Origin of the sequence: Nonomuraea dietziae (genome assembly GCF_014195505.1) — a bacterium.
In the GTDB taxonomy this organism is placed as follows: domain Bacteria; phylum Actinomycetota; class Actinomycetes; order Streptosporangiales; family Streptosporangiaceae; genus Nonomuraea; species Nonomuraea roseola.
In genome coordinates this window covers 3,947,767-3,974,223 of sequence record NZ_JACIBV010000001.1, presented here as the reverse complement: position 1 = coordinate 3,974,223, position 26,457 = coordinate 3,947,767, and the positions used below count along the sequence as shown (strand labels likewise).

Sequence of the window (26,457 nt, the reverse complement as noted above, 5' to 3'; positions counted from 1 at the left end):
CACCACCGCGGTGCTGGTCGGCGCCGAGGTGTTCGTCGGCGGCCCCGAGAGTCAGACGTTGCGGCGGTACTGGCCGCCCGCCTCGAAGAGGGCTTCGGTGATCTGGCCGAGGGAGCACACCCTGGCCGCCTCCATCAGCACCTCGAACGCGTTCTCCTCCGACATCGCCACCTCCCGCAGCCGCCGTAGCGCCGCCGCCGACTCCGAGCGGTGCCTGGCGTGGAAGTCGTGCAGCCGGTCCAGCTGCGAGCGCTTCTCCTCCTCGGTTCCGCGAGCCAGCTCCAACGGCCCGTGGTGCTCCTCCCCGCGAGGGTTGCGGAAGGTGTTCACGCCGATGATGGGCAGCGAGCCGTCGTGCTTACGGGTCTCGTACAGCATCGACTCGTCCTGGATCTTGCCGCGCTGGTAGCCGGTCTCCATCGCGCCCAGGACGCCACCCCGGTCCGACAGGCGCTCGAACTCGCCCAGGACGGCCTCCTCCACCAGGTCCGTCAGCTCGTCGATGATGAACGAGCCCTGCAGCGGGTTCTCGTTGCGGGCCAGGCCCCACTCCCTGTTGATGATGAGCTGGATGGCCATCGCCCGCCGTACGGACTCGGCTGACGGGGTGGTGACGGCCTCGTCGAAGGCGTTGGTGTGCAGGCTGTTGCAGTTGTCGTAGATGGCGATGAGGGCCTGCAGCGTGGTGCGGATGTCGTTGAAGTCCATCTCCTGGGCGTGCAGGGACCGTCCGGAGGTCTGGATGTGGTACTTCAGCTTCTGCGAGCGCTCCGCCGCGCCGTACCTCTCTCTCATGGCGACGGCCCAGATGCGGCGCGCCACTCGGCCGAGCACCGAGTACTCGGGGTCCATGCCGTTGGAGAAGAAGAACGACAGGTTGGGTGCGAAGTCGTCGATGCGCATGCCGCGCGCGAGGTACGCCTCGACGTAGGTGAAGCCGTTGGCCAGCGTGAAGGCCAGCTGGCTGATGGGGTTCGCGCCCGCCTCGGCGATGTGGTACCCGGAGATGGACACCGAGTAGAAGTTGCGCACCTGGTTGCGGATGAACCATTCCTGGATGTCGGCCATCATCCGCAGGGAGAACTCCGTGGAGAAGATGCAGGTGTTCTGGCCTTGGTCCTCCTTGAGGATGTCCGCCTGCACGGTGCCGCGCACCGTGGCCAGTGTCCTGGCCCGCAGCTCCTGCTCCTCCTGCGGGGACGGCTCGCGGCCCTGCTCGGCGCGGAAGCGTTCGAGCGCCTGGTCGACGGCGGCGTTGAGGAAGAAGGCCAGGATCGTGGGCGCGGGGCCGTTGATGGTCATCGAGACCGAGGTGTTCGGGGCCGACAGGTCGAAGCCGTCGTAGAGCACCTTCATGTCGTCGAGCGTCGCGATCGACACCCCCGAAGTGCCGACTTTTCCGTAAATGTCGGGACGGAGGTCGGGGTCGTTGCCGTACAACGTCACGGAGTCGAAGGCGGTCGACAGCCTGGTCGCGGGCTGGCCCTCGGACAGCAGCTTGAAGCGGCGGTTGGTGCGGAACGGGTCGCCTTCGCCGGCGAACATCCTGGTCGGGTCCTCGTCGTCCCGCTTGAAGGAGAAGACCCCGGCGGTGAACGGGAAGCGGCCTGGCAGGTTCTCCGAGCGCAGGAAGCGCAGCAGGTCGCCGTGGTCCTCGAAGCGGGGGAGCGCCACGCGGGGGATGCGGTTGCCCGAGAGGGTCTCGCGCCAGAGCGGGGTGTGGATCTCTCTGTCACGCACCTTCACGACCAGCTCGTCGGCGGTGTACTGCGCCTTGATCGCCGGCCACTGCGTCAGCAGCGTCCTGCTCTCCTCGCTCAGCTCCCTCTCCGCCTGCCGGGCCAGCTCCTCCAGCCGCGCGTCGGTCCCCGAGGCGCCCGCTCCGGTCCCCGAGGCGCCCGCTCCGGTCTCCGAGGGGAACGCTCCCGTCTCAGAGGCGGCAGGACCGGTTCCGGAGGGGAACGCTCCCGTCTCCTGACCGGCCGGACCGGATCCCCAGCCGTCCGCTCCCGTTCCTGCCACTTCAGCCGTGTAAGCGGTCGTCGCGCCCGCTCCGGTGCGTTCCGCGGGGTCGTCGGCCGGAGCTCCCGGTGAACGCGGGGTGGGGGCGGGGTTCAGGAGGGCTCGGACAGCGGCGAGCTGCTGACGCCGCCTGGCCACGGCCGCCTGGGCCATCGTCTCGGCGTGGTAGCCGCGCACGGTCTCGGCGATCTCCGCGAGGTAGCGGACCCTGGCGGGCGGCACGACCGCCGCGGTCGTCTGGGAGGTGCGTCCCCGCACCTTCGGCAGCAGCCCGGGACCCGCCGGCATGCCCCGCTCCACCAGCAGGTCACGCAGGTGGTGGTAGAGCGCGGTGACGCCCGCGTCGTTGTAGCGGGCCGCGATCGTGCCGAAGACCGGCATCTCGTCGGGCGAGACCCCGAAGGCCGCCCTGTTGCGCACCATCTGCCTGCGGACGTCGCGCAGCGCGTCCTCGGCGCCCCTGCGCTCGTACTTGTTGATCACCACGGCCTCGGCGAAGTCGAGCATGTCGATCTTCTCCAGCTGCGAGGCCGCGCCGAACTCGGGTGTCATGACGTAGATCGGCACGTCCACGTGCGGGACGATCCCCGCGTCGCCCTGCCCGATGCCGGGGGTCTCGACGACCACGAGGTCGTACCCTGCCGCTCTGCAGGCGGCGATCACGTCGTCGAGGCAGGCGGGCACCTCGCTGGACGCGCCGCGGGTGGCGAGGGAGCGGAAGTAGGTCTGCCCGCCGAGACTGTTCATCCTGATCCGGTCGCCGAGCAGCGCCCCGCCGCCGCGCCGCCTGGTCGGGTCGATGGCGATGACGGCGATGCGCAGCTTGTCGTCGTTGTCGACGCGGATCCGCCGCAACAGCTCGTCGGTCAACGACGACTTCCCTGAGCCGCCCGTCCCGGTGATCCCGAGCACGGGCGCTCTGCGTCCGGTGGACACGGGCGCGCCGGCAGGAGCCTCGGCGGCAGGGGGCTGCGCCGGGGCGGGGGCTCCGAGCGCCGGGGGCGTGGGGGAGGCGCCGCGGGCGCGGATGCCCTCCACCAGCTCGGCGGGGGCGCGGCCCGACTCGATGAGGGTGATGGCGCGGGCCAGCGCGGCCTGGTCGCCCGAGACGACGGCCTCGACGGACGGCGCGCCGCCCAGCTCGACGTCGCACTCCTCAATCAGCTTGTTGATCATTCCGGGCAGGCCGAGCCGCTGGCCGTCCTGGGGGGAGAAGATGCGGGCGACGCCACGGGAGTGCAGCAGCTCGATCTCCTCGGGGACGATCACACCGCCGCCCCCGCCGTACACCCTGATGTGTCCCGCGCCGCGCTCGCGCAGCAGCTCGACGAGGTAGCTGAAGAACTCGACGTGCCCGCCCTGGTACGAGCTGATCGCCACGCCCTGCACGTCCTCCTGGATGGCGGCGGTGACGATCTCCTCGACGGACCGGTTGTGGCCGAGATGGACCACCTCCGCCCCTTGTACCTGCAGGATTCGCCGCATGATGTTGATCGCGGCGTCATGGCCGTCGAACAGCGCTGCGGCGGTCACGAATCGGACGGGATGGACCGGTGCGTGCACGCCAGATCACTCCTTTGTGAGGGGCCTCCCTTCCGAAGATACTAGGACGTCCTACTATTTCCCAGTGGCCGCCTCGTACGGCCTGCGTCGCTTGGCCGTACCCCCCGAAGCGGTGGAGGTGGGCTGGTGCCCGCTTCCGGGGGTACGGCCGGCCTGCGCGAGCTCGGCGGAACGGTCCACCGGGCCACGCAGGCGGTCTCCTTGCCCCTGGCCCGCGCCGGGTCCGGACATGGGCTCTCGCGGCAAGGGCTCGGGGGCCCGCGCTCCCGCGACGGCGGGCACGCGGGCCCTGGTCGCGGGGGCAGCGGCGCGTGGGCGGGGCACGCCGGTCATCGAGGGCACGGGAGCGCGGGAGACCGCAGGGCGCCCGGCTCCGGCGGCGCCGGGGGCGCGAGAGCCGACAGGGGCCGCCGTGGCTCGAGGGTGCCTGACAGGTCCCGCTTCCGCTGAGGTCGTGAGGGCGGCCCCGGCCTGGGAGGCGCCGCGGGCCAGCCACGACACGAGCCCTCTGCGGTGACGGCCCGAGCCGCGGGAGCGGCCTGCCACCCTGAACGACACGACCACTGTGGTCAGCACCATCGCCGCCAGCAGCGCCTGTGGCGTGCCGAGCACGTCGAAGGGAGAGCCCTGCTGCTCGACCGTCAGCCCCGGCAGAGCGGCCTGGACCGCGAACGGCTCGGCCGGCTTCTCGGAAGGGCGCACCTCGATCAGCCCTGGACGCTCCTTGACCATGCGCGGCAGCCCGTATCCGACGACCTTCTCGGTGTCGCGCACCTTGCGCTTGAGCCAGACCCTGTCGACGTTCGCCTCGATCGTGTGGATCTTCGATCCGACGACCTTCTCGACGATGCCGACATGGTCGATGCCCTTGTAGCTCTTGCCGCCCTTCCAGTCGTAGAAGACCAGGGCTCCGGGCTCGGGTCGCTGCGACCACGCGCCCTGCTTGATGAACCAGGCCGCGTGCGAGGGCGTCCACGCGAACTGCCCGACGAACTCCTGGACGCCCGCCTTCTGCGCCGCCCAGGAGATGAACATGTCGCACCAGGGCGCGTTGCGGTACTGGGAATCCTCGACCAGATCCGCGTACCACGTGCCGAACTTCGTGTACTGGCCGCCGTTCTCGCGATAGCCGAGCTCAGGGCGTGCCGCCTCCAGTAGTCCTTCAGCGATCGGGTCCAGGACGACTCCTCCCCAGATGACCGGCGACTAACGAGGGACTGTAGTAGCGCCTCGGTTGTCGCGCTCCAGACATCCAGAAAGTGTCTAGATATGAGCCGAAATATTGGCTATGTGGCTGGTGTGGCGCACTACTACAGGGAGGAGTAGAGGATCTTCCACGTGCCGGCGTAGAGGCAGACGTCGGACGGCCGGGAACCGCGGCCCTCGCTGCACATCTTGAGCTCGACGAGGGCCACGTTCCTGTCGGTGAACGCGAACGCCCGGGGCGTGCCCCTGGAGCAGTCGAGGTAGCTGCGGTGTTTGAAGGGCACGTTGCCGTCGTTCGTGCGGTAGGAGATGCGGAAGACCGCCCACCCGCAGCCCGGGCCCTTGGTCAGGTCGGTGACCCTGCCCTTGACGGCGACCGTGGAGGTGGCGGGGATGCGCGTCTTGTTCAGGCCCGAGGACGTCAGCGTCCCCTTGGCGACGGCCCTCTTGCCGGGAGCGTACGTAGGTCCCCAGCCCAGCTCCCCGCCGGTCGCGGGCGCGACGGTGTCGGCGGAGGCAGAAGCGGAGGCGACGGTGACGGGGGCCGCCGTCAGCAGTCCGGCGGTGACGGCGATCATGATGGTACGGCTGGCTCTCATCGGATTCCCTTTCTCGTCTGCCGCGAGTGTGGGATCCGGCGCTTGCAACCCGCTGGAGAACCGCCGTACCCGGCTCAGGATCCGACGCCCACCCTGTACATCGAGCTACTGCTCTCGTCAGGAGGCACCACGTCGGCCACGATGACGGTCACGTTGTCGGGGCCGCCCCCGTCGTTGGCCAGCTCGATCAGCTTGCCGACCGCCGCGTCAGGCTCGGCGTAGGTCGTCAGGATCTCGTGCAGCGTCTCGGGACCGAGCACGTCGGTCAGCCCGTCGGAGCACAACATGTAACGGTCGCCCAGTTCCGCCTCGCGCAGCGACATGTCGGGCTCCGACCTGCCCTCGCTGCCCAGCACGCGCAACACCATCGACCGGCGCGGGTGAACCGCCGCCTGGTCCTCCGTGATGCGGCCTTCGTCCACCATCGACTGCACCAACGTGTGATCCTTGGTGATCTGGTAGAGCGCGCCTTCGCGCAGCAAGTAAGCGCGGGAGTCGCCGAGATGGGCCAATGCGAACTTGGTGCCGTCCCACAACATGGCGGTCACGGTCGTGCCCATGCCCCTGCGCGCGGGGTCGATCTCGACCAGCTCCGCCAGCCTGCGCCCCGCCTCGAGCACGGCGGCCTCCAGGGCCGTTTCGAGGTCGGCGCCCGCCTCTGGCAAGCTGGCGTCGAGCTCGCGCAGCACCGCTATCGTGGCGGAGCTGGCAAGCTCGCCGGCCGCGTGGCCGCCCATCCCGTCCGCGATCGCCAGCATGCGGGCGCTCACGTAGCCCGAATCCTCGTTCTGCTCCCTTCGTCGGCCCACGTCCGACCCGGCGGCATAGCGGATGTTGTGCGTCATAGTATGCAGTAAATCATTGGTTGAAACACTTCACAAGCAGATGCGCTGAAGAGTGTTGTGAACTAATGTGGCCCCCATGAGCCACGACCCGACCGTCAACGCCGGCGACATCGCCAGGCTCGCCGGTGTCGGGCGGGCCGCGGTGAGCAACTGGCGCCGCCGCCACGACGACTTCCCCAAACCGGTCGATGGAACCTCCTCGCAACCGTTGTTCGCGTTGCGCGAGGTCGAGGCATGGCTGAGTCGCTATGGGAAGTCCTACCAGGTCTCGCTGGCAGATCGCGCGTGGCAACGCCTGAAAGCTTCCGGAGATCTTCAGCTTGGCCGGCTCGTGGCCGCCGCGGGAGGCTTTCTCGCCTCGCTCGGGGAGCAGGGCGCCGCCGTGCCGAGCGGCGAGGGGAAGGCGCGCATTCTCGAGGGGGGGCACGGGCTCGACGCGGGTCTGACCACTCTGCTGGCCGAGCTGGCCGCCGAGCGGGGCGCCAGGGCCGCCTACGAGTTCCTCTGCGCCCGCTACCTGGAGGCCCACTCCCGCAAGCTCTCCGTCACGCGCGAGGACGTCGCGGCCCTGATGGTACGGCTGGCCGCCCCGGAAGGCGGCACCGTCCTCGACCCCGCCTGCGGCCTCGCCACGCTCCCGCTGTCCCTGCCCGCAGCCGACGACCCCGCCCAGGGAGACCCCGCAGGAAACCCCGGCGCGAGCGGGGCCGTCAGGGTGCTCGGGCAGGAGGTGGAGGAGACCTCGGCCCGCATCGCCGCCGCCAGGCTCGCCCTGCGCGGCATCGAGGCCGAGATCGTCGCGGGCGACGCGCTCAGGCACGACGCCTTCCCAGGCGTCAGGGCCGACGCCGTCGTCTGCGACCCTCCCTTCAACGAGCGCTCGTGGGGCTACGACGAGCTCAGCGGCGACCCGAGGTGGGAGTACGGCCTGCCGCCGAGGGGCGAGTCCGAGCTGGCCTGGGTCCAGCACTGCCTCACCCACGTCAGGCCGGGCGGGCTGGTCGCCATCCTCATGCCGGCCGCCGCCGCCAGCCGCAGGGCGGGCCGCCGCATCAGGGGCAACCTGCTGCGCGCCGGCGCGCTGCGGGCCGTGGTGACGCTCTGGCAGGGCGGCCCCGACCTGTGGCTGCTGCGCAGGCCCGAGAGTGGCGAGCGCCCGCCGTCCGACATTCTGATCATGGACGCCGAAGGTGACCTCGCCAGGGTGGAGCCCGCCCTGAGCGAGGAGGGCCGCCGGGTGCGCATCATCGACCTGCTCGACGACGAGGTCGACCTCAGCCCCGCGCGGCACGCGCCGCGCGGGGGCGCCGACCTCGGCAGGGCCTTCGCCGCCGCGCGCGAGCGCTTCCTCGCCGCCTCTGTCGACGCTCCCGACCTGCGGGTCCTCGACCAGCCGCTCGACCAGCCCGCCACCACGATCGGGGAGCTGGTCAAGGCGGGGCTGGTGACGATCCTGCAGGCGCCGCCGAGGATGACGCTCGACGGCGGCGAGGTGCCCGTGCTGACCGCCGACGACGTGGAGCGCGGAGCCGGCGCCTCGGGCGCGACGAATCCCGAGGCCGGTCTGGTCGCGGTCGAGCCCGGCGACGTCGTGGCCACCTACGCCACGGCCAGGGTCATCACGGCGGCAGGCGCGGTTCTGGGGCCTCAGCTCACCCTCTACCGGGCCGACCAGCGCCGCGTGGACCCGCACTTCCTCGCCGGCTTCCTGCGCTCGGCGGGCGCGCGCGTGCCCGCCGGTTCGAGCAGGGTGGACGCCCGCCGTACGCGCCTGCCGAGGTTGTCGCTGGCCGAGCAGCGGGCCTACGGGGAGGCGTTCAGGCGGCTGGCCACGATGGAGGACGCGCTGAGGGAGGCGACCGCCCTGGGGGAGACGCTGATCAGGCTCGGGCACGAGGGGCTGGCCGACGGCCGGCTCCACCCCGAACCCTGATCTGCGACAGGATGCCTGGTGCTCGCCACCGCCGCTGGGGTGCCGCTCATGAGGCGCAGGTGTCGTGGGTGGCGTCGAAGCCCTTCAGAGCCTCCGAGTCATCGGCTCGCAGCGCCTTGAGCCCCTTCCAGTCGTCGCCGATCGTCAGGACCAGCCTGGAGGTCGTCGCCCCCGGCACAGGCCGTGCCGTACCGGAGAGAAGGTCGGCGGTGAGGGTGGGCACGCGGCTCGCCCCGTTGGGCGAGTAGTGGACGGTCGTGCGGGGAACCGGCTTGCGCGGCGCGTCGCCGATCTTGGTGATGTGGTAGCCGCGCTGCTCCAGACCGACCGCCACCGTCGTGGCCAGACCGGAGCGGAGCGTGCCGTTGCGCACCTCGACGTTGATCTTCGATCGCGGCGTCTTGGCCTGGCCGCCCTTGATGCCCGCCACGCTCTTGTCCTTGGCCACGATCTGGAACAGGGTCCTGGCCTGCGGCTGCACCCATTCCACGCGGCCGGGGTGGGTGACGGAGTAGTGCCAGGGGGTGGTGATGAAGCGGATCTGGCCCGCGGTCATGCCCTGGGCGCTCGTGGCGAGGTCCTTCATGACGCCGGGGGTGAGCTGAGGATCGGTGGTGACGGCCTTGGTGGCCGCGTCGAGGAAGCCGAGCAGCCTGGCGGGGTCGGTGAGCGTCTCGCCGCTCATCACCTTCTTGAGCATGGAGGAGATGAACATCTGCTGCCGCTGGATGCGCCCGATGTCGGAGCCGTCGCCCATGCTGTAGCGGGCGCGGACGTAGCCGAGCGCCTGTTCGCCGTTGAGCGACTGGCGTCCGGCGGGCAGGTGCAGCAGCGCCTTGGTGTCGTCGATGCGCTGGGGCAGGCACACGTCCACCCCGCCGACCGCGTCGACCATGCTCTTGAACCCGGTGAAGTCGACCTTCACGAAGTGGTCGATGTGGATGCCGGTCAGCGACTCGATCGTCTTCCACGTGCAGCCGATGCCGCCCGAGTTGAACGACTCGTTGATCATGCCGAGATGCGGCTGCTGCCCAGGCAGCCCGCCCTTGGCGTGGCAGGCGGGCAGCTGGACCAGCGAGTCGCGGGGGAAGCTGATCACCATCGCGCCGTCCCGCTTGGACGACAGGTGGGCCAGCATGATCGTGTCGGTGCGCTCGCCCTCGACGCTGCGGCCGTAGCGGGCGTTCTTGCCGTCACGCTGGTCGGAGCCCACGATCAGCACGTTGAGTGAGGTGGTGGCGACCTTGGGCGGACGTGTGGCGCCCAGCTCGTCGCCGGTCACCTCGATGTGCTTGACGTTGCCCGTCAGTTTCACGTAGACGCCGATCACCACGCCCACCGCCGCCAGCACCACGGTCGCCACGACCGCGGTCACCCGACGCAGCCAGCGACGCGCACGTGGCCGCGGACCCTGGGCGGGCGCAGGGGAAGGAGGGGCGTCAACGAGCCCGCTGCTCACATGTCACTCCGGTTGGGGGGCCCAGTCGAACGTCGCCGAGTGTACTGAGTCACGGTCCGCCCGGCGCGGGGGATTGCGAGCTCAGTGGATAAGATCGTGACTCTGTTTGCCACACTTTCCTCGCCGGAGGCACTGATGTCCGAAGTCACCTTCAAGGGCAACCCGATCACCGTGGGCGGCACCTTCCTCCAGCCCGGCGACGCGGCTCCCGCGTTCAGCCTCGTCGGCAGCGACCTGTCGGACGTCACGCTCGCCGACTTCGGTGGCAGGACCAAGGTGCTCAACATCTTCCCGAGCGTCGACACCGGCGTCTGCGCCGCATCGGTGCGCCGCTTCAACGAGGTGGCGGCCGAGCACCCCGACGTGGCCGTGCTGTGCGTCTCCGCGGACCTGCCCTTCGCCCAGAAGCGCTTCTGCGGCGCGGAGGGCCTGGACCAGGTGGTCATGCTGTCGCTGATGCGCGGCAGGGAGTTCCTGTCGGACTACGGCGTGGTCCAGGAGGGCGGCCCGCTGGCCGGTCTCGCGGCCCGCGCGGTGGTGGTCCTCGACGGTGACAACAACGTCGTCCACTCCGAGCTGGTCTCCGAGATCACCCAGGAGCCCGACTACGACAGCGCGCTCAAGGCCCTGAAGTAGGCCGTGCCGTGCCGTCCGACGACACGGGGGCCGAGGCGCGGGTGCCCGCGGAGGTCGGCAGGATCGTCTCCCTCGTTCCCTCCCTGACCGAGTCGGTGGCCGCCACGGGCAAGCTCGTCGGCGCCACCGACTGGTGCACCCATCCCCCGGGCCTCGACGTGGTCAGGGTGCGCGGCACCAAGAACCCCGACCTCGATCGGATCAGGGAGCTGCGCCCCGATGTGGTGCTGGCCAACGAGGAGGAGAACAGGGAGCCCGACCTCCTGGCCCTCAGGGAGTCGGGGATCGCGGTCTGGGTGACGCGGATCCGGACGGTCGAGGAGGCGTTCACCTCGCTGGCCAGGATGTTCGAGCTGGCCTGCCGTACGCCCTCGCCCGCGTGGCTGGACCGGGCGAGGGCGGCGTGGGACCTGCCCGAGCCCGAGGCGCGCAGGACGGTGGTCGTCCCGATCTGGCGCAGGCCGTGGATGGTGGTGGGACGTGACACCTTCACAGGGGACGTGCTGCGGCGGCTGGGCTTCGACAATCTCTACGCCGGCCACGCGGAGCGCTATCCCAAGATCCCTCTCGCGGAGATCGTGGCGAAGGACCCCGATCTGGTGGTGCTGCCGGACGAGCCCTACGCCTTTCACGCGCAGGACGGTCCCGAGTGTTTCGCCAGGAGCGCGCTGGTGAGCGGCAGGGCGCTGACCTGGTACGGGCCTTCGATGGTCGAGGCTCCCGCGCTGTTGAAGGGCTGGCTCGGCGTTTAGCGGGCAGACTGGTGTGATGATCGCCAGGCTCGCGTTCGCTCTGACCGTGATCCCTTTCGGGCTGCTCCTCCACGTCGCCCGCCAGCCGCTCAACGGCCTCGACATGGCCGTCGCGCACGATCTGCACGCCCACGCGGTCGCCAACCCCGCATGGACCCGTCTCATGGCCTTCTGGACCGACGCGCTCGGTCCCGCCACGTGGCGGGTGGTGGTGGTCGGGGTCGCGGCGTGGCTGGCGTGGCGGGGCGCGCCGCTGGCCGCGGGCTGGGCACTGATCACGACCGTGGCGGGCGGCCTGCTGGGCGAGGGGCTGAAACTCCTGATCGACAGGGCGCGACCGATCTTTCCCGACCCGGTGTCCAGCGCTCCCGGGCTGTCCTTCCCCTCGGGGCACGCGCTGGCCGCCACGCTGGGCGCGGGCGTGCTCGTGCTGCTGGCGCGGCCCGCCCTGCGCGGCAGGCCCCTGCCGGCGGCGTTGGCCTGGGCGGGCGCCGCCCTCCTCGCGCTCTCGGTGTCCTACACACGGGTCGCGCTGGGTGTCCACTGGGTCAGCGACGTGGTGGGCGGCATGCTGCTCGGTGTCGCCGTGCTCGCCGTCAGCGTCCTGGCCTTCAAGCCAGTGAGGCGTCGACGCTCGCGGGCGACAGCACGTGCTCTGTCACCATGACGGCGGTGCCGACGATGCCCGCCCTGCCGCCGAGCGTGCTGGTCACGATCTCCAGGTTCCTGGTCGTGAACGGCAGGCTGCGCCGGTAGACGCTCTCCCTGATGCCGGTGAGGTAGTGCTCCCTGGTCTCCGCCATGTCGCCGGCCAGCACCAGCACGCCAGGGTTGAGCAGGCTGACCGCCGTGGCCAGCACCAGGCCGAGCGTGCGGCCCGCCTCCTGGGTGCGCGCGATGGCCTCGGGGTCGCCCGCCTGCACCAGGCGGACGACGTCCTGGCTGGTCTCCTGGCCGAGGTCGACGGCCAGCGCGTGCCCGCTGGCCAGCGAGGCGACGCAGCCCTTGGAGCCGCACGTGCACACGCGGTCGTCGCTCTCGCGCAGCCGCACGTGCCCGATGTTGCCCGCGGCCTCCTCCACGCCCCTGTAGATGCGCCCGTCGAGCACGATGCCCGCGCCGATGCCGGTGGAGACCTTCACCAGCAGCAGCGAGGGCGAGGTGCGGAAGGAGGCCCACCACTCGCCGAGCGCCATCGCCTTCGCGTCGTTCTCGACCAGGATGGGCACGTCGAACCGGTCGCCGAAGGCCGCCTTGATCGGCAGGTCGTCCCAGCCCGGCATGAGGAAGGACCTCAGCACCTTGCCCGAGGTGTGGTCGACCGAGCCGGGCAGGTCGAGGCCGATGCTGCAGACCCGCTCCCGCGGGCTGCCGGTGCGGTCGAGCAGTCGCTCGAAGGCCTCCCGCACCCAGGTCAGGACGGGCTCGGGCCCCCTGTCGATGCGCATCCGGGTGGACTCCTCCGCCAGCGGGCGCGCGGCCAGGTCGGTCAGCGCGACGCGGGCGTGGCTGGCGCCGAGGTCGGCGACGAGCGCCACCTTGCTGGCCGGGTCGATGGCCAGCACCGAGGGAGGGCGCCCGCCCCCTGACGCCCCTCGCTCGGCCTCGTGGATGTAGCCGGCCTCGATCAGCCTGTCGACCCTGTCGGTGACGGTGGACCGGGACAGGCCGGTGTACTCGATCAGCTCTTTGCGGGTACGGCAAGTGCCCTGCCTGATCAACTGGAGGACGTGTCCTGCCGTCAGCATCTCTAGCCCTTCTCAGCGCCTGCCGTGAGGCCCTCCGTCAGCAATCGCTCACTGGCGAAGAACACCACGACGATGGGGAGCGTCAGAACCACCGATCCTGCCATGAGAACGGTCGTCGGGATCTCGATACTGCCCGCCAGTTGCGACAGGCCCAGCGAGACGGTCCAGCTCTCCCTGCGCTCCACGAGGAAGAGCAGGGCGAAGAGGAACTCGTTCCAGGCGATCATGAAGGCGTAGAGACCCGTGGCCATGAGCGCGGGCTTCGACAGCGGCAGCACCACCCGCCAGATCGTCTCCATCCGGCCGCAGCCGTCGATGGCGGCCGCCTCCTCCACGCTCTGCGGCACGGTCTCGAAGTAGTTGCGCAGCATGTAGACCGTCACGGGCACCGTCTGGGCGATGTAGACCAGGATCAGCCCTGGCAGCGACCCGCGCAGCCCGAGCATGGTGAACAGCACGAACAGCGGGATCGCCAGCACGATCGCGGGGAAGAGGTAGACGGCCAGGAACAGGAAGTGCACCTGACGGCGGCCGAAGAAGCGCAGCCTGGCCACCGCGTACGCGCCGGGGATCGAGATCAGCAGCGTCACCAGGACCGAGGCGACCGCGACGATCGCGCTGTTGCCCATGAAGGTGACGAAGCCCTGCCTGCCCAGCACGTCCGCGTACGTCGACAGCGTGAAGCTCTGCGGCCACAGCGATCCAGGATCGAGGATCAGCTCCTGGATGTCGCGGACCGACAACATCACCATGTAGAGGAAGGGGAACGCGGTGATCACCGTCAGGAACGCGATCACCAGCGGTCTGAGCACCCTGAACAGCGCCCGCTCAAAGCGATCTCTGGTCACGCTCACCTCCGGCGAAGAACCTCAGGTAGACGGCCAGGAACACCACCAGCACCACGGCCAGCACGATCGCCTGCGCCGCCGAGGCGCCGATGTCGTCGCGCGCGGTGAGGAAGTTGTAGACCCGCACGCTGACCACCTCCGTGCCGGCGCCGCCTCCCGTGAGCAGGTAGACGTCGTCGAACTTGGTGAAGGTGAACACGAACCTCAGCACCGCCAGCAGCGCGACCACCCGCCAGAGCTGCGGCATGATCACGTAGCGGAAGCGCTGGGTGGGCGTCGCGCCGTCCACCACCGCCGCCTCCTCCAGCTCGCCGGGCAGCGCCTGGAGCCTGGCGAGGATGAACAGGAAGGCGAAAGGGAAGTAGCGCCACGCCTCGAAGGCGATGACCGTGAGCAGCGCCACCGGCACCTGAAGGCCGAGGAAGCTGCCCCTGGCCTGGGTGAGGAAGGCGATCGGCTCGCTCAGCCAGGTGTTGACGATGCCGAACTGGGGGTTCAGCATCACCTCCCACAGGAAGGCGACCGCCACGACAGGGGCGACGTAGGGGATCAGGATGGAGGCCCTCACCAGCGTGCGGCCCTTGAAGGCCCCCCGCAGCGCGAGCGCCGCGACCAGGCCGATGACGATCGAGAGCGCGGTCCCCGCGATCGTGTAGAGGAGCGTGTTGAGGAGCGCGGACCAGAAGCCGGGCTCGGAGATGACGTAGGAGAAGTTCTCCAGCGTGTAGTTGCCGAACAGGCCCGTCCTGCGGATGTTGATCAGCCGGGCGTCCTGGAAGGCGAGCATGATCGCCCACAGCAGGGGAGCGACGACGACCACCAGCGTGATGAGCAGTGTGGGCGAGATGAGGACCAGCCCCGCTCTCGCCTCCTGTTGCTGAAGCGTCCTTCCCCTGCGTGTGAGTCGTCCACCGCCTGCGGTGGTCATTCCCTGATCCCACGCTTGATCGTCTCGACGTCGGACTTGGCCTGGGTGGCCGCGGCCTGCGGGGTCAGTGAGCCGTCGACGATCGCGCTGAGCGCCTTGGGCACGGGCAGCTCGCCCATCGTGGCGCCGACCAGCTTGCCCTGGCCCTGCGGGATGCCCCACCTGGCGAAGGTGTCGGGGCTCTTGCGCAGCGAGTCGAGGATCTCGGCGGGGTAGACCTCCGACAGCGGCTTCTTGCTGTCGACCCCGGCAGGCAGCGCCGTCCACTTGTCCTCGAAGCCCTTGCGGGTGGGGAACTTGCCCTCGGGGGCCATCCCGATCCACCGCTCGTAGCCCTCGTTCATCATGAACGAGACGAACTGCTGCGCGCCGGAGGTGTTGGCGTCCCTGGTGACCGCCCAGGAGACGATCTCGCCGTACTGCGCGGGCTCGGAGCCGTCGGGGCCCTTCAACGCGGTGACCACGCCGGTGTTCTTGGCCAGCCACTCCTTGTCCTGCCTGCACGCGGGGCAGGAGGGAAGGGCGTCGTTCCGCAGCCCCGCCATCTCGTCGAGGATGAACGACGACCAGATCGTCATCGCCGCCTTGCCCGAGAAGTAGGTCGCCCTGGTGGAGTCGACGTCCTGCTTGCCCTTCACGGAGTACTGCGAGGCCAGCCGCGAGTAGAAGTCGAAGGCCCGCACGCACGGCGGCTGGTCCAGGGGGACGTTGCCCGCGTTGTCGACCAGCTGGCAGCCGTTGGCCAGCGCCACGTGCTCGAAGCTCTGCGCGGTGAAGGAGTCCTTGGGGGCGATGGCCAGCGTGATGCCCGCCACGCCGCCCGTGTTGAGCTTCTTGGCCGCCGCCTCCAGCCGCTCGTAGGTGTCGGGCGGTTCCAGGCCCGCCTTCTCGAACAGGTCCTTGCGGTAGAGGATCAGCTGCGCCCAGCCGTCGCTGGGGACGGCCAGCAGCTTGCCCGAGGCGCTGTCGAGTTCCAGCGCCCTGGCGGAGAAGGTGTCTCGGCCGAGCTGGTCGACGATCTTGCCAGGGGTCTCGGTGTCGAGCAGGTCGTTGGCCTCCAGCTCGCGCACCGCCGCGAGGGGGAGCGCGCCGATGACGTCGGGCAGTTTGCCCGCCGCGGCGGCCGAGGTGACGATCTGGCTGAACTGGTCCTCCGCGACGCCGACCAGGTTGACCTTGATCCCGGTCTTCTTGGTGAAGTCGGCGACGATCTGCTGCTGCACGGCCATCCGGTCGGCGAGGTTCTCCTCGGTCCACACGGTGATCGCGTCGGCGCTCCGCTCTTCCGTCCCACCACCGCACGCTGCCACGGTGATGGCCAGCAACGCGGCGGAGAGGACGGCGGTTACCTTCTGAGGCATGGCACGCTCCTCCAGGGGTGATGTGCCTGGGCGTACCCCTTGAGCAGGGCAAGCAACGTAGAGGGCAATTTCGGGCATCCGTTGAGAAACCCGCATGGCGTGATCTGCCTGGTCAGCCCGCGTATCGCGGATCATGGGAAAGGTTGCTTTCCGGAAGACGCGCGCAATTTTGTTTACGCAATGCCCAGCTAAAGTCGTAGACTTAAGTGTGTTACGGGCGCAACTATCGCATGCCAACATGCGCTAAATCGCTACCTTTTGTTTGATCAAAAAGCGTAAGTGTGGGGAATGCACGTCATCACTATCGAAGAGCCGGGTCTCGTGCGCGTGCGCGCGGAAGAGCCCGGCGACCTGGCGTCCGGCACCGTGCGGGTTCGCACCCTCTACTCGGGCGTCTCGGCGGGCACGGAGCTGACCGCCTACAGGGGGACCAACCCCTACCTCAACCGCAAGTGGGACACCGAGCGACGCCTGTTCGTCGAGGGTCAGAGCCACACCTATCCGCTGAGCGGATGGGGCTACCAGGAAGTCGGCGAGGTCGTCGAGGCCGCTCCCGACGTCAGCGACCCGCCCGTCGGGTCGCTGGTGTGGGGCATCTGGGGCCACCGCGACGAGGCGATCGTGCCCGCGGAGAAGCTGGTGGGTCACATGATCCCGCCGGGCGTCGACCCGCTGGCGGGCGTCTTCGCCAGGGTCGGCGCGATCGCGCTCAACGCCGTCCACGCCGCCGACATCCATCTCGGCGACCAGGTGGCGATCTTCGGGCAGGGCGTGATCGGGCTGCTCGCCACCAGGCTCGCCGTGCTCAACGGCGCCAGGGTGGTCGCCGCCGACGCCCTTCCCGCCCGCCTCGAGCTGGCCAAGCGCTTCGGCGCCGCCGAGGCCTTCGACGTGGGGGCGGGCTCGGTGGCCGAGTTCGTCCGTAAACGCATCGAGGGCGCCGACACCGCGATCGAGCTCAGCGGCAGCCACCAGGGGCTCCACGAGGCGATCAGGACCGTCCGCAAGGGCGGCAGGGTCGTCGCGGCCGGCTTCTACCAGGGCGAGGGCGTCGGGCTGCGGCTGGGAGAGGAGTTCCACCACAACCAGGTGCAGCTCGTCTCCTCGCAGATCGGCGGCGTCGCCTCGTGGATGTCCCACAGGTGGGACGTCGAGCGGCTGCAGCGCACGTTCATGGAGCTCGTCTACCGGGGCGAGGTCGACGCCGAGCGCCTGATCAGCCACGTCATGCCCGTCGAGTCGGCGGCCGAGGCGTTCGACCTGCTCGATCGCCACCCCGCGGACGTACTGCAACTCGTCTTCGCCTTCGACCGGAGCCTTGAGGAAACAACAGGATGAAGCTCGCCGTACAGGAGCAGCTGCTGCCAGGGCGCACGCTGCAGGAGAAGTTCACGTTCGCGGTCGAGGCGGGATTCGACGCGATCGAGCTGCGTGGCAAGGGCGACTTCCACTTCGCCAGCAGGCTGACCGAGCTCAAGCGCGCGCTGGCCGACGGCGTGGTGATGCCGACGGTCTGTGTGGACATGCCGCACTTCATCGGTGACTTCGACCCCGCCAAGCGCAAGGACGCCATCCAGCAGCTGCGCTCGCAGCTCACGGTGATCGCCGAGCTGGGCGGCATCGGCGTGATGACGCCTGCCTCATGGGGGCAGTTCTCGCGCAGGCTGCCGCCGTTCGAGCCGCCGCGCGGCCCCGACGACGACCGCGAGGTGCTGGCCGAGGCGCTCGGCACGCTGGGCGAGCACGCGCAGCGCAACGGCGTGAAGATCATGCTCGAGCCGCTCAACCGCTACGAGAACCACATGGTCAACACCCTGGCCGAGGCGGTGTCCTACTGCGCCATGGACTCCATCAGGGTCGTCGGCGACACCTATCACATGAACATCGAGGAGGACGACCCCTGCCGCTCGCTGGTGGAGGCCGGGCCGTACCTCGCGCACATGCAGATCAGCGAGTCCAACCGCAACCAGCCGGGGACGGGCCACCTGGACTGGGCGGCGCAGCTGGCCACCCTGGACGCCATCGGCTACGACGGCTACCTCGCCCTCGAGTGCCGGCTGCGCGGTGAACCCGAGATCGTCCTGCCGCAGACCGCGGCCTTCATCAGGAAGTTCATATGATCGCGCGTGAAGCCGTGCGTGTCCTGGTCGCCAACTGGGACGGTAGCTACACCGTCCCGTCCAGGCGGCTCTACCCCCACCAATGGAGCTGGGACTCCGCCTTCATCGCGATCGGCAACGCGCGATGGTCGCCGCGCAGGGCCCGCATCGAGCTGCTGTCGCTGTTCGGCGCCCAGTGGCGCGACGGCAGGGTGCCGCACATCGTCTTCAACCCCGATGTGCCCGAGGGCGCCTACTTCCCCGGACCCGAGTTCTGGGAGGCGCGCGCCCCCTCGGGCAGCGCGACCTCCGGCATCGTGCAGCCGCCCGTGCACGCCATGGCCGCATGGCAGGTCCACCTGGCCGAGCCGGACCCTGCCTTCCTGCGCCGCATCTACCCGCGCCTGGTCGCCCAGCAGCAGTTCCTCCGTACGGCGAGGCAGTCGCCCGAGGGCCTGATGTCGATCGTGCACCCGTGGGAGTCGGGCATGGACAACAGCCCCGCGTGGGACATCCCCCTCGCGGCGGTCGTCGCGGGCCCGATGGGCGTGCGCCGCCGCGACCTGGCCCACGTCAGCCCCGACGAGCGGCCCACCGACCGCGACTACGAGCGCTACACCGCCCTCGCCCGTGCCTACCGCGACACCGGCTACCGCAGGGCGGGCGCGTTCGCGGTGGAGGACCCGCTGTTCAACGCCGCGTACGGCGCCGCCGAGTCGGCCCTGGCGAAGATCGCCTCCGCTGTCGGCCTCGACCCCGCCCCGCACCACGCCGAGGCCGCCAGGATCACCGCCGCGATGGTCGAGCACCTCTACGACGACGGACTCTTCCACGGTCGCGACGCCGGCAGCGGCATCCTGCTGCGCTCCAGCAGCGCGGCGGGCCTCGTGCCGCTGATCCTTCCCGACCTGCCCCGCGAGATCGTCAACGCGCTGATCGGCACCGCGCTCGACCGCTTCGAGATCAAGCGAGGGCTGCTGCCCAGCTTCGCCCCCGGCACCGCCGAGTTCGACCCCGCCCGCTACTGGCGCGGGCCCAGCTGGATCAACCTCACCTGGCTGGTCTGGCAGGGTCTGAGGCACCGCAGGCCCGATCTCGCGGAGCTGCTGGCCGACGGCATGGTCAGGGCGGTCACGACCTCGGGGTTCAGGGAGTACTTCGACCCCTTCACCCTCGAAGGCCACGGCTGCCGCGACTTCAGCTGGTCGGCCGCGCTAGTCCTCGACCTCCTGTGCCAGCACGGCCTGGACGGCGTGCCTTCGTCCCTCCGCGAGGTCGGCGAGGAGCTTGGGAGCGTCGTCGAAACGCACGAGGTCGGTGACCACGTGCCGGCGTAGGTCCCGGCGATCGTGGAGCAGCTCGATCGTCTCGTGAGAGAGCCGCTCCCTGTCCCACGCGTGGGCGAGGCCGCGCGGCACCCTGCCGATCTGGGCGCACCTGATCGACAGCCCGTTGTGGTGGAACTCCTCGCCCAGGCGCACCTCGTCTGCGCCGCTGGGGTAGAAGGCCAGGTCGATCACCGTGCCCTGGGGCCTGAGCAGCTTCAGCGCCAGAGCGAGGTAGCGGGCCTGCCCCCTGCACTGGAACACCACGTCCGCGCCGCGGTCGCCTGGGGCGTGGCGCCAGCGCTCCTTGAGCGTGACGGCCGGATCCTCCTGCACGGTCTTCGCGCCGAGCGCCTCGGCGATGCGGAGCCTTTCGGCGGTCTCGTCCACGACGACGACCTCCGCCGCGCCGTGCCTGAGGGCGAAGCTGGCGGTCAGCAGGCCGACCACGCCCGCGCCCGTGACCGCCACGCGCCGTCCCCGCACCCCGTCGCCCAGACCGTGGACGGCGGGCCCGTGCAGGTCGGCGGCGGCGTGCAGCAGGCCGTTGGCGCAGATCGGGCCCATGTGGGCGACGTAGATGCCGAGCAGCGGGTCGAGGTCGTCGGGAAGTTCGACGAAGCGGTCCTTGAGCGGGTCGGCGACGTAGCCCGTGCGGTGACCGTAGGCCATCGCCAGCAGTGTCCCCTCACGGACGGCGGCGGTCCTGGTCTCGGTGACCATGCCGACCTGCATGTAGCCGATGCCGCGCACCGGGTACTCCATGGACGGCACGCCCTCGGTGAACAGGCCGAGCGCTGAGTCCCACGAGGAGTGGAGGTAGGGGTTGGTGCCCTTCACGTAGGTCAGCTCGGTTCCCGCCGAGACGCCGCTGTAGACGGTCTCGACCCTGAACGTCCCAGGTTCGAGGGTGGGGCTCTTCTCCTCGACGAAGGTGATCTCGCCGGGCGCCTCGATGCTCAGGGTGCGGATGTCATCCATACGGGGCCTCCCTCCACAGCCGAACGCGCGACCGCGTGGGCCAGCCGGTGGGTGCGCAGCGCCTCCTCGTACGGCACGCGCACGTCACTCGCCCTGCCCTGGACGGCGTTGACGAACTCCCTGTCCACGCGCGTCTTGGCCTGGCCAGGATCCTCCATGATGCTCGACCCGTCGGCCGCGAGACGCGTTTCGCTCAGATCCAGCGAGATTCCGTCGGCGCACAGCTCCAGCCCGATCCTGTTCTTGCCCGGCAGCAGGCAGGTGGCCGCGAGCAGTCCCGCCGCCCCGTTGGAGAACCGCAGCACCGCCGCGGTCGCCTTGGCGATCTCCCCGTCCGTCTCGGCGGCGGGCACGGTGTGCGCCATCGTCACCTCGCCGACCAGGACCCTTGCCAGGTCGAGTACGTGCACGGCCTGTTCGAGCACCTGGCCGCCGGACATCTCAGGGTTGGTCCACCAGGGGACCGGCGGGATCTTGTCCAGCCAGTAGCCCATCGCGAGCTGGACCGGCCGGTCGGCCAGCAGCTCGCGGGCTCGGTCGAGGATGTCGAGGTAGCGCCAGTGGTGCCCGACCGCCGACGGCAACCCCCTGCGCTTGATCTCCGCGGCTATCTTCTCGGCCGTGGCGAGGTCCAGGGAGAGCGGTTTTTCCACAAATATCGGTAGATCGCACTCCAGGGCGTCAAGCTCTGGCGTACCGTGCGCAAAAGGAGGGACGCATACATAAACCGCATCCAGTCCGCCGGCAGCCAGGAGGTCGGCATGGTCGCCGTAGGCGGGGGAGCCATGCCGTGAGGCCAGAGCCTCGGCCTTGTGGGGATCGGTGTCGGCGATTCCAGCAATCGTCACGTCGGAGAAGCCGGAGAGAACGTCAGCGTGGCGCGCGGCGACATTTCCGGCGCCGATGAGGCCGATACGGGTGAATGGAGTCACGGTTCGGCATATGCCTCATCTGCGGTCGAGCAAACAATGATGTTCGAATCGCTATAACCAGGGCAGAGCTGCCTTCCCGGCGAACTCCTTCAGATCGGGGCAGACTGCATGGAAACGAATACCAGTACCGCCGCCGACTGGCCGCTCGACGCGCTCCGCCTGGCCAAGGGCACGACCACGGTCAGTGTGGTCCTGCCGGCGCGGGACGAGGAGCGCACAGTGGGCGCGATCGTCTCGACGATCCGCAGGGATCTGGCAGAGCTGGTCGACGAGGTCCTGGTCGTCGACTCGCGTTCCACCGACGCCACGGCCGCCCGAGCGGCCGAGGCTGGAGCCCGCGTCGTCCGTCAGGACGACGTGCTTCCCGAACTCCCACCGCTGTCGGGCAAGGGCGAGGCCCTCTGGAAGGGCCTGGCCGCCAGCCACGGCGATGTGGTCGTCTACATAGATTCCGACCTGCGCAACTTCGGAGCCCACTTCGTCTCCGGGCTGCTCGGGCCACTACTCACCGATCCGCGCATCCAGTTCGTGAAGGGCGCCTACGAGCGGCCCCTGCGAGGACGGCGCGGCGAGGGCGGAAGGGTCACCGAGCTGGTCGCCAGACCGCTGCTCAACCTCTTCTGGCCCGAGCTGGCCGGATTCGTGCAACCGCTCGGAGGCGAGTACGCGGGCAGGCGCTCGGCGCTCGAGAGCGTGCCGTACGTCACCGAGTACGGGGTCGAGTTCGGCCTCCTCGTCGACCTGCTGGAGAAGGTCGGACTGGACGCCATGGCCCAAGTGGACCTCGGCAGCCGCGAGCACTCCCACCAGAGCACCGCCGCGCTCGGCAGGATGTCCGGGCAGATCATGCTCACCGCCTGGTCACGCCTGGAACGCCAGGGCAGGATCGTCGCCTCCGAGCCGCCCGCGACCCTGCTGCGCCAGTTCAACCCCGACACGTTCACCAACGTGTCCGTCGCCGAGCGGCCTCCGCTCGCGTCCTTGAGCGCCGTCATGGAGGAGGACGTGGCATGAAGATCCTCATGAACGCGGGACCGTGGCTTCCCGTCCCGCCCGACGGCTACGGCGGTATCGAGAACGTCGTGGCCACGCTGATCCCGCCGCTGCGCGCCCGCGGCGTGAAGGTCGTGCTCGCCTCCGTGGGCTCGAGCTCGATCGAGGTGGACGAGCTGATCACGGCCTTCCCCGACGGGCAGTTCGGGCATCTGCAGAAGCCGTACAACCAGGTGATGGGCCTGGCCCACGCCCATCAGGCGCGGGTGATCGAGGAGCTGCGCAGCCGCGACGACATCGACCTGGTGCACGACCATCTGGAGGTCGTCGGGCCCGCCATGCTGTCGGCCTTCGGCGGGCCGCCGGTCCTGCACACGCTCCACTGGGACCTGCGCAAGCACGCGAGCTTCTACGGCAGCTTCCCGCCCGGCATCTCCGTCAACGGCGTGTCGGCCTCGCAGCTGGCCCGCGCCCCCTCGGCGCTGCAGGCCGCCTCCCTGGGCCCGGTCCATCTGGCCACGCCGCTGGCAGGACAGCCCTCCGAGGGCGGGCGGGGCGAGCACGTGATCGTCATGGGCCGGATCTGCGGGCTGAAGGGCCAGCACCTGGCCGCGAGGGTCTGCCAGAAGCTCGGCCTGCCTCTCGTGCTGGCGGGGCCGGTCAGCGGCATGGACACCCCTGCCGAGCTCGAAGCCGTTCTGCAGGATCCCGAGCATCCGCTGCACGGCCATCCCGACGTGCGCTACTTCCACGACCAGCTCGCCCCCTACCTCGACGGCGACCTGGTGCGCTGGATCGGCGGCGTGGGCGGCCCCTCCCGAGACGCGCTGTACGCCTCGGCGCGGGCCGCGCTCTTCCCCATCCAGTGGGACGAGCCCGGCGGCACGGCCGTGGTCGAGGCCATGGCGCTCGGGGTGCCGCCGGTCGGTCTGCGCCGAGGCTGCCTGCCCGAGCTCATCGACCACGGCCGCACGGGCTGGCTGGCGGACACGGAGGAGCAGCTGGCCGAGCTGCTCCTGCGCGTGGAGGAGATCGATCCCGAGGAGTGCCGCCGCGAGGCCGAGCAGCGCTTCTCTCCCTCGGTGATGGCCGACCGCTACCTCGAGGTGTACGGCAGGGCCATCACTCGCGGGCTCCGATCGCCTCGCCGGGGGACTGCCTGAGGACGAACCTGGCGGGCAGCGCGGTGGCGGCCAGCGCGAGAAGCGCCGCCGCCGCGACCACCGCGAGATAGGCGAGCGGCGGCACCGAAGGCGTCGCCGAGCCGGTCATCCCCGTGCTGAAGGCGGAGAGCGTGACCAGCGACACGGCGGTTCCGAGCACGGCGGCGACCAGCACGGCCGTCGCCGTCTCCAGGCGCAGCATGCGCAGCACCTGGCGCTTGGTGGTGCCCACCAGGCGCAGCAGCGCCAGCTCGCGGGCGCGACCCACCGTGGACATCGCCAGGGTGTTGACCACCGCGATCGCGCAGAAGGCGACGATCAGTCCCATCGCGACGTAGTTGACCGCCGCGTTGGACATCGCGACCTCGGCCGGGTACTCCACCCGGGCGCCGCCCGCCGCCCGCTCCAGCGCGGCCCGCTCGCCGCCCGCCACCAGGAGGGTGCCGCGCGGGTCGTCCACGTGCGCGGCCACGAGCGCGTGGTGCAGGGTGAGGTCGCCGAAGGCGAGGCCACGGGTGTAGACGGCGGCGACCTTGAGCGAGGCGGGGGTGCCGTCGCCGAGCGTGAGCGTGAGCGGGGAGCCCACGACGACGCCCAGACGCTCGGCCGCCGTCGAGCTGACCGCGACCGAACTTTCGCCGAAGCCCCGCAGGGAGCCCGCGCTCACGCCCAGGTCCATGGTCTGGTCGAGCCCTTCGGGGGTGACGGCCTGCGCGCCGTACCTCTCCAGGTCGATCCTGACCGAGGTTCGCAGCACGTCGGTCGTGGCGCGGACACCCCGCACCGTCCGGACGGCCGCGGGCGCGTCGGAGCCGAGCACGTGGTCGGCCCTGATGCCCGCCGCAGCCTGGTCGGTGGCGGCCTGGCCCATCGTGGTCTGGACGAACAGGATGGTGCACGTCATCGCGATCATCAGGCTGAGCGGGGTGATGACGGCGGCCATGCGGGCGGAGTTCGCGCGCAGGTTGGCTGCGGCCAGGTAGCCGCCTGCGCCGGGCGCGCGCACCGGCAGCGCCATGACCAGCCTGGCGAGCGCCGGGCCGAGCACCGCCACCGCGATCGTCCAGACCAGCGCGGTGAGCATCGTGACGGGGCTGGAGGCGGCCTCGGTGTTCAGGTTCGACAGCACGATCGTGAGGACCACGGCGCCCGCCACGATCAGCGCCCCCGCCAGCAGGCGCGCCCATGGCAGCCGCGCCCCCGGCATGGCGGCCTCGCCGAGCGCCTCGACGGGCCGGATCCTGGCCGTACGGCGGGCGCTGACGCGGGCGGCGGCCCATGCGGCCGCCACGGTGGCCAGGAGCGCCGCGGCCACGGGGAACGGGCTCACGACGAGCCCGAGGTTGCCGGGCATCGCGCCGAGTGCGACGAACCGCGAACGCAGCCAGAAGCCGAGGAGGATGCCCAGCAGCGACCCGGGCAGGCCCGCAGCCAGGCTGACCAGCAACGCCTCGCCGCCCAGCAGCTTGCGGATCTGCCTGGGCGTGGCGGCCACCGCCCGCAGCATGGCCAGCTCACGCTGACGCTGCTGGACCGACAGCGCGAACGTGCCGACCACGACCAGGATCGCGACCAGGAGCGAGGTGCCGCCGAGCGCGCCGCCCAGGCTGATCAGCATCACCCTCGCCTTCTCCGCGCCGAGGAACTCGACCGTGCCGCGCTCGTCGCCCGTGTACACGACGGCGCCCTTGACGCTGACGTTCACTGCTGGGAAGACGCCGACGGCGCTGACCTGGCCAGGCCTGCCGGCCAGTCGCCTGGCCTCACGGGTGCTGAAGAAGATCGTGTCCTGGCTGGGCAGGGCCTGCGCGGTGACGCCGACGACCCGGTAGACGCGCGAGCCCACCGTGAGCGAGCGGCCCGCGAACCGCGCGTCGACCACCACCTCGTCGGCGGCCTCAGGGGCACGGCCCGAGGCCAGGGTGAAGGGGGTGAGCGCTGCCGACTCCCATCCGTGGCCGAGGGCGGAGCCGACGGGGAAGGTCACCTCGCTGACCACCTTCTCCACTCCCCGCACCTTGGCCAGCTCGGCGGCCACGGAGGCGGGGATCCAGCGCCGCTCCGACAGCGCCTTGGCCTTGGTCTTGACCTTCTCTCCTTCACCGACCGTGCTGCGGACGAACTGGTCACCCGCCACGATCACCGGCGCGCCGGCGTACCGCTCGGGCGCGACCCCGCCGCGCAACCCGGTCTCCAGCAGCAGTCCGCACGCCGTCACCAGCGCCGCCGCGCACAGCAGGGCCACGAACGCGCCGGCGAAGCCCGCCTTGCGGTGCCGCAGCGTACTCAACGCGAAGGAGATCATCAGTTCCACGCCCCCAGCCTGGTCATCCGCTCGGCCACCTTCTCGGCGGTCGGGGCGGCCATCGAGTCCACGATTCGGCCGTCGGCCAGGAAGAGGACGGTGTCGGCGTAGGAGGCGGCCACCGGGTCGTGCGTGACCATCACCACGGTCTGGCCCAGCGAGGAGACGACCTCGCGCAGCAGGACCAGCACGTCGCGGGCGGTCATCGTGTCGAGCGCGCCGGTCGGCTCGTCGCCGAAGACCACCTCGGGCCTGGTCACCAGCGCCCTGGCGATCGCCACCCGCTGCTGCTGCCCGCCGGACAGCTGGGCGGGGCGGTGTCCCGTGCGGCCGTCGAGGCCGACCCTGCCGACGATCTCGGCCAGCCACGCGCCGTCCACCTTCGCACCGGCCAGGCGCAGCGGCAGGGTGATGTTCTCGAGTACCGTCAGCGCCGACACCAGGTTGAACGCCTGGAAGACGAAGCCGACCCGGCGCCTGCGCAGCTCGGTGAGCGCGCTCTCGTCCATCCCTGCCAGCTCGGTGCCGCCGAGCCTCACCGAGCCGGAGGACGGCACGTCCAGACCCGCCGAGCAGTGCAGGAACGTGCTCTTGCCCGATCCCGAGGGGCCCATCACCGCCGTGAAGCTCCCGCGAGGGATGCCCACCGACATCTCACGAAGGGCGGCCACCGCGCTCTGCCCCCTGCCGTAGATCTTGCTCACCGACTCCAACCGCACCACGTCTGTCATGACTCCAAGCCTGCTGAACTGCGGCTTC

General features: G+C 70.4%; 21 protein-coding genes and 1 pseudogene. 9 read left to right on the top strand and 13 right to left on the bottom strand.

The window, feature by feature from the left end:
• Positions 1–51 precede the first annotated feature (51 nt).
• From FHR33_RS50370 to FHR33_RS18825, 4 genes are all read right to left on the bottom strand, one after another.
• A complete protein-coding gene (locus FHR33_RS50370) occupies positions 52–3,585 on the bottom strand; it encodes a methylmalonyl-CoA mutase family protein (RefSeq protein WP_183649330.1) in 3,534 nt (1,177 codons plus the stop codon).
• 54 nt (positions 3,586–3,639) lie between these two features.
• Positions 3,640–4,662, bottom strand: coding sequence for a CHAP domain-containing protein (locus FHR33_RS49140; RefSeq protein ID WP_376773288.1), 1,023 nt, complete (start codon positions 4,660–4,662; stop codon positions 3,640–3,642).
• A 233-nt stretch (positions 4,663–4,895) separates the two neighbouring features.
• Positions 4,896–5,390, bottom strand: a complete 495-nt coding sequence (locus FHR33_RS18830) for a hypothetical protein (RefSeq protein WP_183649327.1) — start codon at positions 5,388–5,390, stop codon at positions 4,896–4,898.
• A gap of 74 nt (positions 5,391–5,464) precedes the next feature.
• Positions 5,465–6,235, bottom strand: coding sequence for a PP2C family protein-serine/threonine phosphatase (locus tag FHR33_RS18825; protein ID WP_183649324.1), 771 nt, complete (start codon positions 6,233–6,235; stop codon positions 5,465–5,467).
• A gap of 76 nt (positions 6,236–6,311) precedes the next feature.
• Between FHR33_RS18825 and FHR33_RS18820 the strand changes: the two genes are divergently transcribed.
• Positions 6,312–8,168, top strand: coding sequence for an N-6 DNA methylase (locus tag FHR33_RS18820; RefSeq protein ID WP_183649321.1), 1,857 nt, complete (start codon positions 6,312–6,314; stop codon positions 8,166–8,168).
• Between the two features lie 46 nt (positions 8,169–8,214).
• Here FHR33_RS18820 and FHR33_RS18815 read toward each other — a convergent pair whose 3' ends face one another.
• Positions 8,215–9,543: an LCP family protein gene (locus FHR33_RS18815; protein ID WP_312895608.1), complete on the bottom strand. Its 1,329-nt coding sequence runs from the start codon at positions 9,541–9,543 to the stop codon at positions 8,215–8,217.
• Positions 9,544–9,762: 219 nt separating this feature from the next.
• On the opposite strand from FHR33_RS18815, the gene tpx reads away from it, so the two are divergent.
• Genes tpx through FHR33_RS18800 form a run of 3 tightly spaced genes read left to right on the top strand, consistent with a single transcriptional unit; the run spans position 9,763 to position 11,682 of the window.
• Positions 9,763–10,263, top strand: coding sequence for a thiol peroxidase (gene tpx / locus FHR33_RS18810; protein WP_183649315.1), 501 nt, complete (start codon positions 9,763–9,765; stop codon positions 10,261–10,263).
• A gap of 8 nt (positions 10,264–10,271) precedes the next feature.
• Positions 10,272–11,015 (top strand): helical backbone metal receptor, encoded by a 744-nt coding sequence (locus tag FHR33_RS18805; protein WP_183649312.1) that lies wholly within the window; start codon positions 10,272–10,274, stop codon positions 11,013–11,015.
• Between the two features lie 16 nt (positions 11,016–11,031).
• Positions 11,032–11,682, top strand: coding sequence for a phosphatase PAP2 family protein (locus FHR33_RS18800; RefSeq protein WP_183649309.1), 651 nt, complete (start codon positions 11,032–11,034; stop codon positions 11,680–11,682).
• Here FHR33_RS18800 and FHR33_RS18795 read toward each other — a convergent pair.
• Genes FHR33_RS18795 through FHR33_RS18780 form a run of 4 tightly spaced genes read right to left on the bottom strand, consistent with a single transcriptional unit; the run spans position 11,627 to position 15,900 of the window.
• Positions 11,627–12,763: an ROK family transcriptional regulator gene (locus FHR33_RS18795; protein WP_183649306.1), complete on the bottom strand. Its 1,137-nt coding sequence runs from the start codon at positions 12,761–12,763 to the stop codon at positions 11,627–11,629. The two genes, FHR33_RS18800 and FHR33_RS18795, sit on opposite strands and share 56 nt — an antisense overlap.
• A gap of 2 nt (positions 12,764–12,765) precedes the next feature.
• The gene (locus FHR33_RS18790) at positions 12,766–13,611 is read right to left on the bottom strand and encodes a carbohydrate ABC transporter permease (protein WP_312895607.1); all 846 of its coding nucleotides are present in this window, start codon (positions 13,609–13,611) and stop codon (positions 12,766–12,768) included.
• The gene (locus FHR33_RS18785) at positions 13,592–14,539 is read right to left on the bottom strand and encodes a carbohydrate ABC transporter permease (protein ID WP_183649304.1); all 948 of its coding nucleotides are present in this window, start codon (positions 14,537–14,539) and stop codon (positions 13,592–13,594) included. Before FHR33_RS18785 ends, FHR33_RS18790 begins: the two co-directional genes overlap by 20 nt.
• Entirely contained in the window at positions 14,536–15,900 is a 1,365-nt protein-coding gene (locus FHR33_RS18780) for an ABC transporter substrate-binding protein (protein ID WP_183649301.1), read from the bottom strand. The genes FHR33_RS18785 and FHR33_RS18780 overlap by 4 nt, the downstream gene beginning before the upstream one ends.
• A gap of 288 nt (positions 15,901–16,188) precedes the next feature.
• On the opposite strand from FHR33_RS18780, the gene FHR33_RS18775 reads away from it, so the two are divergent.
• The 3 genes and pseudogenes from FHR33_RS18775 to FHR33_RS52690 form a co-directional block, all read left to right on the top strand.
• Complete coding sequence (locus tag FHR33_RS18775) at positions 16,189–17,238, top strand: zinc-binding dehydrogenase (protein ID WP_183649298.1); 1,050 nt, start codon at positions 16,189–16,191, stop codon at positions 17,236–17,238.
• A complete protein-coding gene (locus FHR33_RS18770; protein ID WP_183649295.1) occupies positions 17,235–18,020 on the top strand; it encodes a sugar phosphate isomerase/epimerase family protein in 786 nt (261 codons plus the stop codon). The genes FHR33_RS18775 and FHR33_RS18770 overlap by 4 nt, the downstream gene beginning before the upstream one ends.
• Positions 18,017–19,195, top strand: a pseudogene (locus FHR33_RS52690) (MGH1-like glycoside hydrolase domain-containing protein); the annotation flags it as partial. The gene FHR33_RS18770 and the pseudogene FHR33_RS52690, both read left to right, overlap by 4 nt.
• A gap of 18 nt (positions 19,196–19,213) precedes the next feature.
• Here FHR33_RS52690 and FHR33_RS53295 read toward each other — a convergent pair.
• A complete protein-coding gene (locus tag FHR33_RS53295) occupies positions 19,214–20,305 on the bottom strand; it encodes a zinc-binding dehydrogenase (protein WP_183649292.1) in 1,092 nt (363 codons plus the stop codon).
• The gene (locus FHR33_RS52680) at positions 20,284–21,237 is read right to left on the bottom strand and encodes a Gfo/Idh/MocA family protein (RefSeq protein ID WP_221241151.1); all 954 of its coding nucleotides are present in this window, start codon (positions 21,235–21,237) and stop codon (positions 20,284–20,286) included. Before FHR33_RS52680 ends, FHR33_RS53295 begins: the two co-directional genes overlap by 22 nt.
• 108 nt (positions 21,238–21,345) lie before the next feature.
• On the opposite strand from FHR33_RS52680, the gene FHR33_RS18750 reads away from it, so the two are divergent.
• A complete protein-coding gene (locus FHR33_RS18750; RefSeq protein WP_183649289.1) occupies positions 21,346–22,251 on the top strand; it encodes a glucosyl-3-phosphoglycerate synthase in 906 nt (301 codons plus the stop codon).
• Positions 22,248–23,393 carry a glycosyltransferase gene (locus FHR33_RS18745; protein WP_183649286.1) on the top strand — a complete coding sequence of 382 codons (1,146 nt, stop codon included), beginning with the start codon at positions 22,248–22,250 and terminating at the stop codon, positions 23,391–23,393. Before FHR33_RS18750 ends, FHR33_RS18745 begins: the two co-directional genes overlap by 4 nt.
• Here FHR33_RS18745 and FHR33_RS18740 read toward each other — a convergent pair.
• Complete coding sequence (locus FHR33_RS18740) at positions 23,353–25,698, bottom strand: ABC transporter permease (protein WP_183660162.1); 2,346 nt, start codon at positions 25,696–25,698, stop codon at positions 23,353–23,355. The two genes, FHR33_RS18745 and FHR33_RS18740, sit on opposite strands and share 41 nt — an antisense overlap.
• On the bottom strand, positions 25,698–26,429 hold the full coding sequence (locus tag FHR33_RS18735; RefSeq protein WP_183649283.1) for an ABC transporter ATP-binding protein: 732 nt from the start codon (positions 26,427–26,429) through the stop codon (positions 25,698–25,700). Before FHR33_RS18735 ends, FHR33_RS18740 begins: the two co-directional genes overlap by 1 nt.
• Positions 26,430–26,457 lie beyond the last annotated feature (28 nt).